The 12,032-nt window shown below is 61.3% G+C and carries 15 protein-coding genes and 1 tRNA gene; 14 read left to right on the top strand and 2 right to left on the bottom strand.

All coding sequences use genetic code 11. From position 1 onward, the window contains the following. The first annotated feature begins 29 nt into the window (after positions 1-29). The 5 genes from WS62_RS26290 (at position 30) to tatC (ending at position 2,511) form a co-directional block, all read left to right on the top strand. Positions 30-419 (top strand): DUF4870 family protein, encoded by a 390-nt coding sequence (locus WS62_RS26290; protein WP_066493947.1) that lies wholly within the window; start codon positions 30-32, stop codon positions 417-419. A gap of 28 nt (positions 420-447) precedes the next feature. Beyond that, complete coding sequence (locus WS62_RS26285; protein ID WP_010106855.1) at positions 448-813, top strand: histidine triad nucleotide-binding protein; 366 nt, start codon at positions 448-450, stop codon at positions 811-813. A gap of 90 nt (positions 814-903) precedes the next feature. Further along, complete coding sequence (gene tatA, locus WS62_RS26280) at positions 904-1,140, top strand: Sec-independent protein translocase subunit TatA (RefSeq protein ID WP_059472239.1); 237 nt, start codon at positions 904-906, stop codon at positions 1,138-1,140. 22 nt (positions 1,141-1,162) lie between these two features. Then, the gene (gene tatB, locus WS62_RS26275; RefSeq protein ID WP_066577156.1) at positions 1,163-1,690 is read left to right on the top strand and encodes a Sec-independent protein translocase protein TatB; all 528 of its coding nucleotides are present in this window, start codon (positions 1,163-1,165) and stop codon (positions 1,688-1,690) included. A gap of 38 nt (positions 1,691-1,728) precedes the next feature. Next, entirely contained in the window at positions 1,729-2,511 is a 783-nt protein-coding gene (gene tatC / locus WS62_RS26270; RefSeq protein ID WP_066577154.1) for a twin-arginine translocase subunit TatC, read from the top strand. A gap of 324 nt (positions 2,512-2,835) precedes the next feature. On the opposite strand, the gene WS62_RS26265 is transcribed toward tatC, so the two are convergent. Further along, complete coding sequence (locus WS62_RS26265; RefSeq protein WP_066577151.1) at positions 2,836-4,044, bottom strand: Do family serine endopeptidase; 1,209 nt, start codon at positions 4,042-4,044, stop codon at positions 2,836-2,838. Between the two features lie 21 nt (positions 4,045-4,065). Between WS62_RS26265 and WS62_RS26260 the strand changes: the two genes are divergently transcribed. The 9 genes from WS62_RS26260 to WS62_RS36985 all read left to right on the top strand — a co-directional run bounded on the left by WS62_RS26260 (position 4,066) and on the right by WS62_RS36985 (position 11,462). Next, positions 4,066-4,812: a Nif3-like dinuclear metal center hexameric protein gene (locus WS62_RS26260; RefSeq protein ID WP_066577149.1), complete on the top strand. Its 747-nt coding sequence runs from the start codon at positions 4,066-4,068 to the stop codon at positions 4,810-4,812. A 220-nt stretch (positions 4,813-5,032) separates the two neighbouring features. Beyond that, a complete protein-coding gene (petA, locus tag WS62_RS26255; RefSeq protein WP_066493942.1) occupies positions 5,033-5,653 on the top strand; it encodes a ubiquinol-cytochrome c reductase iron-sulfur subunit in 621 nt (206 codons plus the stop codon). After that, positions 5,654-7,036: a cytochrome b gene (locus tag WS62_RS26250; RefSeq protein WP_066577147.1), complete on the top strand. Its 1,383-nt coding sequence runs from the start codon at positions 5,654-5,656 to the stop codon at positions 7,034-7,036. It begins immediately after the preceding gene. Positions 7,037-7,057: 21 nt separating this feature from the next. Continuing rightward, positions 7,058-7,816 (top strand): cytochrome c1, encoded by a 759-nt coding sequence (locus WS62_RS26245; protein WP_066493940.1) that lies wholly within the window; start codon positions 7,058-7,060, stop codon positions 7,814-7,816. Between the two features lie 92 nt (positions 7,817-7,908). Then, on the top strand, positions 7,909-8,520 hold the full coding sequence (locus WS62_RS26240) for a glutathione S-transferase N-terminal domain-containing protein (protein WP_010106845.1): 612 nt from the start codon (positions 7,909-7,911) through the stop codon (positions 8,518-8,520). Between the two features lie 69 nt (positions 8,521-8,589). Beyond that, on the top strand, positions 8,590-9,114 hold the full coding sequence (locus WS62_RS26235) for a ClpXP protease specificity-enhancing factor (RefSeq protein ID WP_066577235.1): 525 nt from the start codon (positions 8,590-8,592) through the stop codon (positions 9,112-9,114). A 20-nt stretch (positions 9,115-9,134) separates the two neighbouring features. Then, a tRNA-Thr gene (locus tag WS62_RS26230) sits at positions 9,135-9,210 on the top strand. Positions 9,211-9,406: 196 nt separating this feature from the next. Beyond that, entirely contained in the window at positions 9,407-10,609 is a 1,203-nt protein-coding gene (locus WS62_RS26225) for a tyrosine-type recombinase/integrase (RefSeq protein ID WP_066577144.1), read from the top strand. A 7-nt stretch (positions 10,610-10,616) separates the two neighbouring features. After that, a complete protein-coding gene (locus tag WS62_RS36985; protein WP_156441150.1) occupies positions 10,617-11,462 on the top strand; it encodes a hypothetical protein in 846 nt (281 codons plus the stop codon). Here WS62_RS36985 and WS62_RS26220 read toward each other — a convergent pair. Beyond that, positions 11,446-11,901, bottom strand: a complete 456-nt coding sequence (locus tag WS62_RS26220) for an inovirus-type Gp2 protein (protein ID WP_066577141.1) — start codon at positions 11,899-11,901, stop codon at positions 11,446-11,448. The genes WS62_RS36985 and WS62_RS26220 overlap by 17 nt on opposite strands. Positions 11,902-12,032 lie beyond the last annotated feature (131 nt).

Here is a 12,032-nt window from a genome sequence, read left to right as displayed (position 1 = left end):
AAGATTTGTCATCAAAGGGGAATAGCATCATGTCAGAGTCGCCGAACCAATTTCCGCCGTCATACCAGAACGCGACCGAGAGCGAACGCCAGCAATCGTTGCGCACGCTGACGCACATCCTTTACCTGCTGTACGCGATTCACTGGCTGACGGGCGGCATCACGGGCATCGTCGCGATCATCATCAACTACGTGAAGCGCGACGATACGCTCGGCACCGCGTATCAGGCCCATTTCGAATGGCAGATCCGCACCTTCTGGCGCGCGCTGATCGCGTATCTGATCGGCTTTGCGCTGCTGTTTGTCGGGGTCGGCTTCATCGTGCTGGGCGCGGTGTGGATCTGGACGCTGTACCGTATCATCAAAGGCTGGCTGTACTTGAACGACAACAAGACGCTCGATCCGCAGGCATGGTTCTGACGCCTTGCGGGACGCGTCGGGGAACACGATGAGTCACGATCCGAACTGCCTGTTCTGCAAGATCGCGGCAGGCGAGATTCCGAGCACGAGGGTGCACGAGGACGACGAGTTCGTCGCCTTCAGGGACATCCGGCCCGCAGCCGATACGCACGTGCTCGTCATTCCGCGCAAGCACGTGCCGACGCTGTCCGCCGTCACCGAGGAAGACGCGCCGCTGCTTGGTAGAATGATGGTTCTCGTCGCGCGGCTCGCCGAGCAGCTGGGCTGCGCGTATACGGGCGGCGAAACCGGGTTCCGGACCGTGATCAATACCGGGCCGGGCGGCGGGCAGGAGGTCTATCACCTGCACGCGCATATTCTGGCCGGGCCGCGTCCGTGGCGCCGGATGGGATGAGATGACGGGTGCCGCCCGTCATCCGAACGAAGCCGGCGCGGGGCCGGCGATTTGCGCCGCGAGACCGGCGAGGTTTAGGAGAGTTTCATCATGGGCGGATTGAGTATTTGGCATTGGCTGATCGTGTTGCTGATCGTCGCGCTGGTGTTCGGCACGAAGAAGCTGCGCAACATCGGCAACGATCTCGGCAGTGCGGTCAAGGGCTTCAAGGATGGCATGAAGGAGAGCGAAACCCCCGCTGACGCGCAGCAGTTGCCGCGCTCGGGATCGGTCGACGTCGACGCGAAGGAAGCCGCGTCGCGCTCGTCCGATTCGCACAAAGCATAAGACGCGCTGACGGACTGCCGCGATGCTCGATCTCGGTCTTTCGAAGATGGCGCTGATCGGCGTCGTCGCGCTCGTCGTGCTCGGCCCCGAGCGGCTGCCGCGCGTCGCGCGGACGGCCGGCGCGCTCTTCGGGCGCGCGCAGCGCTACATCAACGACGTGAAGGCGGAAGTCTCGCGCGAGATCGAGCTCGATGCGCTGCGCTCGATGAAGAGCGATTTCGAGCAGGCCGCGCGCAACGTCGAGAACACGATCCACGACAACCTGCGCGAGCACGAGCGCGATCTCAACGCCGCGTGGAACTCGACGGTGTCGTCGGGCGATCCGGCGGCCGCCGACGCGTCGGACGGCTCGGCTGCGCCGTTCGGCAAGCCGTCGTGGCGCGGCGTCGCCGCCGCGTCGGCGAAGCGCCGCAACTGGCGGGTAAGGAAGACGGCGACGCCCGTCTGGTACAAGCGCGCAACGATGCGCCGCACGCAGGTGCTGTCGGGCGCCGCGCGCGTCGCGCGGCACCAGCCGGCGAGCCTGCGCCGTCCCGCGCGTTTCTTCTGAGCGATGATTCGCGCTAGTCATTTCAACCGAGGGCCGGTGTGAGCGACCCCCAGCACAATCCGGATGAAGTTCCGGAAGAAACCTTCATCTCCCATCTCGTCGAACTGCGTGACCGCATCATCCGGGCGGGCGTGGCGGTGATCGTCGTGTTTCTCGGGCTCGTCTACTGGGCGCCCGACATCTTCCGGCTGCTCGCGCGGCCGCTGATGCAGAACCTGCCGAAGGGCGGCAAGATGATCGTGACCGACGTCACCGGCTCGTTCTTCGTGCCGATGAAGGTGACGATGCTCGTCGCACTCGTGATCGCGCTGCCGATCGTGCTGTACCAGATCTGGGCGTTTGTCGCGCCCGGGCTCTACCAGCATGAGAAGAAGCTCGTCGTGCCGCTCGTCGGCAGCAGCTACGTGCTGTTCCTGTGCGGGATGGCGTTCGCGTACTTCATCGTGTTCCCGACGATCTTCCGCGTGATGGCGCACTACAACGCGCCGCTCGGCGCCGAGATGTCGACCGATATCGACAATTACCTGAGCTTCGTGCTCGGCATGTTCGTTGCGTTCGGGGTGACGTTCGAGGTGCCGGTCGTCGTCGTGCTGCTCGTGCGGATGGGCGTGCTGACCGTGCAGAAGCTCAAGGAGATCCGGCCGTACGTGATCGTCGGCGCGTTCGTCGTCGCGGCCGTCGTGACGCCGCCCGACGTGTTCTCGCAACTGATGCTCGCGCTGCCGCTCGTGCTGTTGTACGAGGCGGGGATCATCGCGGCGCGGCTCTTCGTCAAGCCGCGGCCGAAGGAAGAAGACCAAGGCAAAACCGCAGCGAGCTGAGCGGCGGCGGCCAGGGCGGCGGGGCCGGGCTTGCCGGCGCGTAGCTGGGGCGCTGCAAGGCCATGGACGGCCCGGTGGCCCGTACGAGCGGCGGCAAGCGCCGGCTTTTGCTCAGAGCCGCTTCGCGTCGGGCGGTCGGTTCGATCAGGCCCGGCAGAAGCAAGAAGCAAAAAAGCAACCATCTTTGAACCGACCCCAGGACGTTGGACACCGATCCAACTTTTGGGGGCAAGTTCACTTGGGTTGCTTTTTTTGTTTGCCGTCACGCCGGAAGGCGGCGAAGCGTGCGTCGCGGGCGTTGTCTCGGCCGCCCCGACGCCTTGCTTACTCTTCCTCGTCGCTGTTCTGCTCGTCGAGCGCCTGCTTCGGCGGCGGCGGCCGCTTGCCGATCACGACCGTCACGTCGAGCTCCTTGCCCTTGCGCACGACGTGCACCTTGGTCGGCGTGCCCGGCTTGATCTGCGCGACGACGTTCAGGAGCTTCGTCGTATCGGTGATTTCCTCGCCGTCGACCGATACGAGGATGTCGCCCGGCTTGATCCCCGCCTTGTCGGCCGGGCCGCCCTGCAGCACGCCCGCAACGATCGCGCCCGATTTTTGCGCGAGGCTGAACGACTCGGCGATCTCGGGCGTCACGTCCTGCGGCTCGACGCCAATCCAGCCGCGCGTGACGGCGCCTGTCGTGATGATGCTCTCGAGTACGTTGCGCGCGGTCGAGACGGGGATCGCGAAGCCGATCCCGAGCGAGCCGCCCGAGCGCGAGTAGATCGCCGTGTTGATGCCGAGCAGGTTGCCGTTCACGTCGACGAGCGCGCCGCCCGAGTTACCCGGGTTGATCGGCGCGTCGGTCTGGATGAAGTTCTCGAACGTGTTGATGCCGAGATGATTGCGCCCGAGCGCGCTGATGATTCCCATCGTGACCGTCTGGCCGACGCCGAACGGATTGCCGATCGCGAGCACGACATCGCCGACGCGCGCCTGGTCCGACCGGCCGAGCGTGATCGTCGGCAGGTTCGTCATGTTGATCTTGAGCACCGCGAGATCGGTCTCGGGATCGCTGCCGATCACCTTCGCGGTCGCGGTGCGGCCGTCGGCGAGCGCGACCTCGATCTGGTCCGCGCCGTCGACGACGTGCTGGTTCGTTAGAATGTAACCCTCCGAGCTTACGATGACGCCCGACCCCAGATTGGCCGCGGGCTCATCCTGCTGCCGCCGCGCGTTGCGATCGCCGAAGAAATAGCGAAAGAGCGGATCCTTCGCACGCGGATCGGGCGGCAGCGAACCGTCCTTGCTGGAGAATACGTTGACGACCGCGGGCATCGCCTTCTGCGCGGCGTCCGCATACGAGGATTGAGCGGGCGCGCCGCCGACGCCGGGCGCGACTTCCCGCAGCGCGACGATCGGCGCCGCGAGCTGTTTGCCGAGTTGTCCCTGCCGTTGGAGCCATTGCGGCTTGAGCGTCGCCACGATGAACATCAGTGCGAGCAGCACCGTCACCGCTTGGGCGAAGAACAGCCAGAAGCGTCTAAGCATTTGAAGATATTAGAGGTTTATATGGATCGGATCGAACTTGAATTGTACTTGAACAATACCCTCGAAATTGAGCGGTTCAAGGACTACAGTCCGAACGGCCTCCAGGTGGAAGGCCGCCGCAAGATTGAAAAAATCGCCACCGGCGTGACGGCTTCGCTCGCGTTCCTCGATCGCGCACTCGAATGGGGCGCGGACGCGGTGCTCGTCCATCACGGCTACTTCTGGCGCAACGAGGCGCCGCAAATCACGGGCCGCAAGTACCAGCGCCTGAAGCGCCTGCTCGCGAACGACCTGAACCTGTTCGCGTTCCATCTGCCGCTCGATGCGCACCCCGAGTTCGGCAACAACGCGCAGCTCGGCGAACGCCTCGGCCTGATCGGCGACGCCCATTTCGGCGACCAGGGCCTCGGCTGGCTCGCGACGCTGCCGATGCCCGTCACGCTCGAGCACTTCACCGCGAAGGTCGAGAACACGCTGGGCCGCACGCCGCTCGTGCTCGGCGATGCGGACCAGCAGCTCCGCCGCGTCGCATGGTGCACGGGCGGCGCACAAAGCTATTTTGACGCGGCAATCGACGCGGGCGCCGACGTGTTCCTGACGGGCGAAGTGTCCGAGTACGTGACGCACGCGTCGGCCGAAAGCGGCGTCGCGTTCGTTGCGGCGGGGCACCATGCGACCGAGCGCTTCGGCATCCAGGCGCTCGGCCAGCATTTATCGGAACGATTCGATCTCGAGCATATTTTTATCGACATTCATAACCCGGTTTAACGGCACAAATTGTCGCACCGCATCCAAAGAAAAACATGACGCGTTGCGCATTCCGTCGATTATCGGCACGGAAATTTCGATAGCCCGGGGAAACCCTTGATTAATAATGGCTTCCGGAGGTATTTAACATCCGGGTCTTGTAAATGCCGACTCCATTCGAGCAAACTAGCGGCGGTGTGAAATGTCGTGACGGAAATCCAACTCGTAATTGGGGCGTGTAATGCGAGACAAAGAAGAGGAACACGTCGACAGCGGCCGCCGGACATGGCTGATTGCGACATCCGTAGCAGGTGGCGTAGGAGGCGTCGCCACCGTAGTACCTTTCGCAGCGTCTTTGGCGCCGTCTGCGAGGGCCAAGGCGGCGGGCGCGCCCATCGAGGTCGATATCAGCGCGCTCAAGCCGGGCGAAATGCTTACGGTCGCCTGGCGCGGCAAGCCGGTCTGGGTGCTGAACCGCACCGACTCGATGCTCGCCGACGTCGTCAAGGCCGACAAGGAAGTCGCCGATCCGCAGTCGAAATCCCCGTACTCGATGCCGTTGCCCGCATATTGCGCGAACGAGTACCGGTCGAGGGCCGACCGCAAGAACATTCTCGTCGTGATGGCGGTGTGCACGCACCTCGGCTGCACGCCGAGCCAGCGCTTCACGCCCGGGCCGCAGCCGAACCTGCCCGACGACTGGCCGGGCGGCTTCCTGTGCCCGTGCCACGGCTCGACTTACGACCTCGCCGGACGGGTCTTCAAGAACAAGCCGGCGCCGCAAAATCTGGACGTCCCGCCTTACATGTTCACGTCGGCCACGACGCTCGTGATCGGCAAGGACGAGAAAGGAGAAGCGTAAATGGCGACCGATAACAAAGAGATCTCCACAACAGGCTTGCTCGGCTGGGTCGACCGGCGCTTTCCCCTGACTTCCACCTGGAAGCAGCATCTTTCCGAGTACTACGCGCCTAAGAACTTCAACGTCTGGTATTTCTTTGGGTCGCTTGCGCTGCTCGTGCTCGTCAACCAGATCGTCACGGGCATCTTCCTGACGATGAACTACAAGCCCGACTCGACGCTCGCGTTCGCGTCGGTCGAGTACATCATGCGCGAGGTGCCGTGGGGCTGGCTGATCCGCTACATGCACTCGACGGGCGCGTCGATGTTCTTCGTCGTCGTCTACCTGCACATGTTCCGCGGCCTGCTGTACGGCTCGTACCGCAAGCCGCGCGAACTCGTGTGGATCTTCGGCTGCGCGATCTTCCTGTGCCTGATGGCCGAGGCGTTCTTCGGCTACCTGCTGCCATGGGGTCAGATGTCGTTCTGGGGCGCGCAGGTGATCGTGAACCTGTTCTCGGCGATTCCGCTCATCGGTCCGGACCTGTCGCTGTGGATTCGCGGCGACTACGTCGTGTCCGACGTCACGCTGAACCGCTTCTTCGCGTTCCACGTGATCGCGATTCCGCTCGTTCTGCTCGGGCTCGTCGTCGCGCACCTGATCGCGCTGCACGAAGTGGGGTCGAACAACCCGGACGGCATCGAAATCAAGGAGAAGAAGGACGAGAAGGGTGTGCCGCTCGACGGCATTCCGTTCCACCCGTACTACTCGGTGCACGATTTCTTTGGCGTCTGCGTGTTCCTGATGGTGTTCGCGGCGATCCTGTTCTTCATGCCGGAGATGGGCGGCTACTTCCTCGAGGCGAACAACTTCATCCCGGCGAATCCGCTGCAGACGCCGCCGGAGATCGCGCCCGTATGGTACTTCACCGCGTTTTACGCGATGCTGCGTGCGACGACCGACCCGTTCAAGATCGTGCTGATGATCGTGCTCGTGGCGTCCGGCCTCTTTGCGCTCGTGCGCGCGCGCGGCAAGTGGAAGATCGCGCTGCCCGCGCTCGCCGCGGCGCTCGTCGTCTTCATGTACTTTACCGAGTCGAAGTTCTGGGGCGTCGTCGTGATGGGTGGGGCCGTCGTCACGCTGTTTTTCCTGCCGTGGCTCGACCGCAGCCCGGTGAAGTCGATCCGCTACCGACCGTTCTTCCACAAGGTGTTCTTCGGGATCTTCGTCGCCGTGTTCCTGACGCTCGCGTTCCTCGGCACGCGGCCGCCTTCGCCCGCCGCAACGCTGATCGCGCAGGTGTGCGCGCTCGTGTATTTCGCGTTCTTCCTCGGCATGCCGTTCTGGACGCCGCTCGGCAAATTCAAGCAGCCGCCCGAACGCGTGCGGTTCAAATCCCATTGACGTGAGCGAGGAGGAATAAGTATGAAGAAATTGCTTTCGACGCTCGCAATGTTTATTGTGTCGGCATGTCTGCTGACGAGCGTATCCGTGCGGGCCGAGGAGGGCGAATTTCCGCTCGACCGTGCGCCCGACAACACGGAGAATCTCGTCTCCTTGCAGCATGGCGCGCAGTTGTTTGTAAACTATTGCCTGAATTGCCATAGTGCGAACCTGATGCGCTACAACCGGCTGACGGATCTCGGTATCTCGCAGAAGGAGATCGAGGCGAATCTCCTGTTCACGACCGACAAGGTCGGCAACACGATGAGTGTCGCGATGCGGCCGGAAGACGCGAAGACCTGGCTCGGCGCCGCGCCGCCGGATCTGTCCGTCGAAGCGCGCGCCCGCAGCCGTGATTGGCTCTACACGTATCTGCGCACGTTCTACCGCGACGATACGCGGCCGACGGGCTGGAACAACGCCGTGTTCCCGAACGTCGGCATGCCTCACGTGCTGTGGCAGCTTCAAGGGGAGCGCATTGCAAAATTCGAGGAAAAGAAGGACGAGGAAACGGGCGAGAAGGTGCACAAGCTCGTCGGGTTTCAGCAGGTGACGCCCGGGACGCTTTCGCCGGTGGATTATGATGCTGCCGTCGGTGACCTGGTCGCGTACCTGAGCTGGATGTCCGAGCCGGCGCAACAGACCCGCAAACGCCTCGGCGTGTGGGTCTTGCTGTTCCTCGGTGTCCTGACCTTTTTCGCCTGGCGGCTCAACGCCGCCTACTGGAAAGATATCAAGTAATCACGCCGTGACTGGCGTGGGGCCAGCGCAAGGAAGAGCCTGTGGGTGGCTTTTCCGCGCGCTGGCCCTCAGCTTTTTGAGGAAACGCAAACATGATGGTTCTGTATTCCGGCACGACTTGTCCGTTCTCCCAGCGTTGCCGGCTGGTGTTGTTCGAAAAGGGCATGGATTTCGAGATTCGCGACGTCGACCTGTTCAACAAGCCGGAAGACATCGCGGTGATGAATCCGTACGGACAGGTGCCGATTCTCGTCGAACGCGATTTGATCCTGTACGAATCGAACATCATCAACGAGTACATCGACGAGCGCTTCCCGCATCCGCAACTGATGCCGGCCGACCCGGTGCAGCGCGCGCGCGCGCGCCTGTTCCTGCTCAACTTCGAGAAGGAACTGTTCGTGCACGTGAGCACGCTCGAAAACGAGAAGGGCAAGGCGGCGGAGAAGAGCCACGAGAAGGCGCGCCTCGCGATCCGCGATCGCCTGACGCAACTCGCGCCGATCTTCCTGAAGAACAAGTACATGCTCGGCGAAGAGTTCTCGATGCTCGACGTCGCGATCGCGCCGCTGTTGTGGCGTCTCGATCACTACGGGATCGATCTGTCGAAGAACGCCGCGCCGCTGATGAAGTATGCAGAGCGGATCTTCAGCCGTCCTGCCTATATCGAAGCGCTGACGCCGTCCGAAAAGGTCATGCGTCGTTAAGCTGTAAGTGACTGGGGGGCAGATGCGGCGGCGCGACGTCGCCGCATCCGCTTCCGTTCGAGGATGGCGATGCAAGAGATTTCCACGAAGCCGTATTTGCTGCGCGCGCTGTACGAGTGGTGCACGGATAACGGATATACGCCGCACATCGCGGTGCGGGTCGACAAGTCGACGCGCGTGCCGCGCCAGTTCGTGCGCGACGGCGAGATCGTGTTGAACATCAGCTTCGAGGCGACGAGCCAGTTGCAGATGGGCAACGATTGGATCGAGTTCACTGCGCGGTTCTCGGGCAAGGCGCACAAGATCGAGGTGCCGATTGCGAATGTGCTCGCGATCTATGCGCGCGAGAACGGTCAGGGGATGGCGTTTCAGGTCGACGTCGTCGCGGAGGCTGGCGACGATGACGGCGGCGAGGCGCTTGCTGCTGCGGGCGATGGTGACGACGTCGGTGGGCAGGCCGCGGCGGCCGATGGCGCGCGGGGCGCAGCGGAAGCGGCGCCGGAACCAGGCAATCGCGTGGACGAACCGCCGAAGTCCGATGGCGACGGCGATGGCGCGAAAGGCAGTCGGCCTCGCCTCAAGATCGTGAAATGATGTAGAATTTCTAGTTCAACGCCGGCTTAGCTCATCTGGTAGAGCAGTTGATTTGTAATCATCAGGTGGCGGGTTCGAGTCCTGCAGCCGGCACCAAACACCCATCCGAGGGAATCCTCGGAAATCCAGAAACCCGTGATAGCATAAGGCTTCACGGGTTTTTTTATTCCAGCGTTGTCCAGCGATGCCCGTCTGAATCCGGGGGCATGTGGGGGCACCTCCGGGGGAATCTTCGCAGTCTGGCAAATGCCCCCGGGAAAAGTGCCCCCTAGCGCTGTAAGGTAGATGCCTTATGCCGTTGACCGACGTCGCGATTCGTAAAGCTGCTCCACGCGAAAAGTCGTACCGCCTTGCTGATAGCGGCGGTATGTACCTCGAGGTCTCGCCGCCCGGCGGGAAATACTGGCGGCTCAAATACCGTTTCCTGGGCAAGGAGAAGCGGCTTGCGTTGGGTGTCTACCCGGACGTGTCGTTAGCTGCTGCTCGCGAAAAGCGTGACGACGCCCGAAAGAAGCTTGCCGCTGGTGTCGATCCCAGCGAGGCGAAGAAGGCTGATAAGCGTGCTGCACGCCTCGCCGCAACTAATTCGTTCGAGGCCGTTGCTCTTAGCTGGATGGATGAACTCAAGCCGTACGTTACAGCTGGGTCGATGGCGAAGACCAAGGCTCGCTTCGAGAAGGATGTTTTCCCGTGGATAGGCAAGCGGCCGGTAGCGGAAATCGATGCGCCCGAAATCTTAACGGTTCTCAAGCGGATCGACAGTCGCGGCGCTCGTTTCACAGCCCACAAGGTCCGCGGCGAGATCAGCCGCGCATTCCGCTACGGAATCAAGGAAGGCTATTGTGAGTTTGATCCGGCTCGCGATCTGGTCAATGCCATTCCGCCGGCGCAGACGACCCACTTTGCTTCGATTACGGAGCCGGCGAAGGTTGGCGCCATGCTCCGGGCCTTCGATGGGTTTTCCGGCACGTTTCCTGTCCTCTGCGCGCTCAAGCTCGCGCCCATGTTGTTCACGCGACCCGGCGAATTGCGCAAGGCTGAGTGGGCTCAGTTCGATCTTGATAAGGGCGAGTGGCGGTACCTTGTCACGAAAACCTCGACTGAGCATCTGGTTCCGCTCGCGACGCAAGCTGTTCAGATCTTGCGAGAGCTCCACGCACTGACCGGGCACGGTCGTTATGTGTTTCCGGGAGCGCGGTCGGCGCAGCGCCCGATGAGCGACGCCGCAATCAATGCTGCCCTCCGTCGCCTTGGCTTCGATACGAGAACCGAAATTACCGGCCATGGCTTCCGGGCAATGGCGCGGACGATCCTGCACGAGGAACTGGAACAGAAGCCCGAAGTGATCGAGCATCAGCTTGCTCATGCCGTGCCCGACACGCTCGGCAAGGCCTATAACCGCACGAAGTTCATTAAGGAACGTAAGGCGATGATGCAGAAGTGGGCTGATTACCTGGAGCGGTTGAAAGCGGATTTGAAGGTTGAGTTACGCTGATTCTCCGATGGATAAAATGAAAAATAGAATCAATGATTACTTCGTGGCGGCGGAGGGTGCGTTTAAAAAGATTGGACGTATCCTGCATGACAAGCGGTTTGTGTCGTTCGAGTTGTCAATAAAATTGTGGGGAAAATCTGGAAAGCCGAAGCAGTTTTCTATAGAGGGACGGCGATCCGCTGATGGTAGTTGGGTTCAACACGAGCCGTATCTGAGCGTGCCCCAATCCGATGAAGCTCTGAAGGAGCGATTTGCGCAAATTGAAAATCGCGTGCGCAACTACATTGCTACTAATACGCTAGACGCACAATGGAGCAAGTTGGAAGGGTTGATTAAAACGGCTTTGCATTCGGGGCAATATGTGGACGATCTCGTGAACAGCGAAGGCTTACCGGTGCTAGCTTGCTCAGGATCTGGTTACGAAGCACATTTCGCTGCTCCAGTCATAGCAACTGCATACGCGATAGCGGGAGTCAAGGCCCTAGACAATGCCGACCTGAATCATGCATCGTATTGTTTAGACCAGGGTCTACATTGGTCCAGTCCAAAGATGCTGATTCCCAATCCTCGCGAGCGCTATAAGGCGCGCGCCAGTGCGGGAGGAAAGGAAAAGGCTCTCAATTACGAACCTGTCAAAGACAAGGTCGCAGAATTGCTGGAGACCTTGGCCCCAACTGAAGGATGGAAATCTTTGGAGCAAGCGATTGGCAGGGTTGCCGACGAGTTGGCGGAGAACTATTCCGAACTTACCAAAAAATGTAAGCTAACGTCTGAGGACCTTTCGGATACTGTCCGTCGATGGATTCGGAAAGATCCAAAACGCTTCGTATGTCGCATCAAATCCCGAGCCTGATACACCCGCTAATGCCCGAATTGCCGTCTCCGTCGGGCAGTGCCGTACGCGGTCGCCCGGACTTGATCTTCTTCGGAATCTTTCCCATGTCGAACGTGTGCATGTGCTCAATGCTGCGGCTTATTAGGTATTGATCGGCTTTCGCGAGATACACGAGATTCCTGCGCAGTGCATCACGCTTCTCGCGCTCGTTCCAGTTGATCTCTCCCACACCGACGCCATGTTTCGTCGCATACCGACGTTTTAGCCAGGCTTGATTGCTGTTCCAGGCTTCGCCCTTGTTTTCGGTCACGACATCGGACCAATATTCACCGATACGCTCCGCGATAAACTCGTCATGGTTATGCTTTCTTGCATCGTAGAAAAGGATCGCGTGCAGATGCAGGCCGGATTTTTCGCCTTGCTCAATGGCCCAGACGTAATTTACGATGCCTTTCATCAGCTGTCGATGGCGGTCAAAATCCGCGCTTTTCCGGCGGCGTCACGTAACGGCGGCATGACACAAGTTTCAAAATCGACGTTGCAGGAGCGACGAACCTGTCGGAAGCGGGATATTGACGCGGGGCGCGA

The organism is Burkholderia sp. ABCPW 14 (assembly GCF_001523835.1).
In the GTDB taxonomy this organism is placed as follows: domain Bacteria; phylum Pseudomonadota; class Gammaproteobacteria; order Burkholderiales; family Burkholderiaceae; genus Burkholderia; species Burkholderia mayonis.
The sequence above is the reverse complement of the archived record's forward strand: the minus strand, read 5'-3'. Positions and strand labels throughout refer to the sequence as shown.

Bases quoted from the DNA above. Each gene is read 5' to 3' on its own strand.
- WS62_RS26290 (WP_066493947.1), top strand. From the start codon at position 30: ATGTCAGAGTCGCCGAACCAATTTCCGCCGTCATACCAGAACGCGACC.
- WS62_RS26285 (WP_010106855.1), top strand. From the start codon at position 448: ATGAGTCACGATCCGAACTGCCTGTTCTGCAAGATCGCGGCAGGCGAG.
- tatA (WP_059472239.1), top strand. From the start codon at position 904: ATGGGCGGATTGAGTATTTGGCATTGGCTGATCGTGTTGCTGATCGTC.
- tatB (WP_066577156.1), top strand. From the start codon at position 1,163: ATGCTCGATCTCGGTCTTTCGAAGATGGCGCTGATCGGCGTCGTCGCG.
- WS62_RS26265 (WP_066577151.1), bottom strand. From the start codon at position 4,044: ATGCTTAGACGCTTCTGGCTGTTCTTCGCCCAAGCGGTGACGGTGCTG.
- WS62_RS26260 (WP_066577149.1), top strand. From the start codon at position 4,066: ATGGATCGGATCGAACTTGAATTGTACTTGAACAATACCCTCGAAATT.
- petA (WP_066493942.1), top strand. From the start codon at position 5,033: ATGCGAGACAAAGAAGAGGAACACGTCGACAGCGGCCGCCGGACATGG.
- WS62_RS26250 (WP_066577147.1), top strand. From the start codon at position 5,654: ATGGCGACCGATAACAAAGAGATCTCCACAACAGGCTTGCTCGGCTGG.
- WS62_RS26245 (WP_066493940.1), top strand. From the start codon at position 7,058: ATGAAGAAATTGCTTTCGACGCTCGCAATGTTTATTGTGTCGGCATGT.
- WS62_RS26240 (WP_010106845.1), top strand. From the start codon at position 7,909: ATGATGGTTCTGTATTCCGGCACGACTTGTCCGTTCTCCCAGCGTTGC.
- WS62_RS26235 (WP_066577235.1), top strand. From the start codon at position 8,590: ATGCAAGAGATTTCCACGAAGCCGTATTTGCTGCGCGCGCTGTACGAG.
- WS62_RS26225 (WP_066577144.1), top strand. From the start codon at position 9,407: ATGCCGTTGACCGACGTCGCGATTCGTAAAGCTGCTCCACGCGAAAAG.
- WS62_RS36985 (WP_156441150.1), top strand. From the start codon at position 10,617: ATGGATAAAATGAAAAATAGAATCAATGATTACTTCGTGGCGGCGGAG.
- WS62_RS26220 (WP_066577141.1), bottom strand. From the start codon at position 11,901: ATGAAAGGCATCGTAAATTACGTCTGGGCCATTGAGCAAGGCGAAAAA.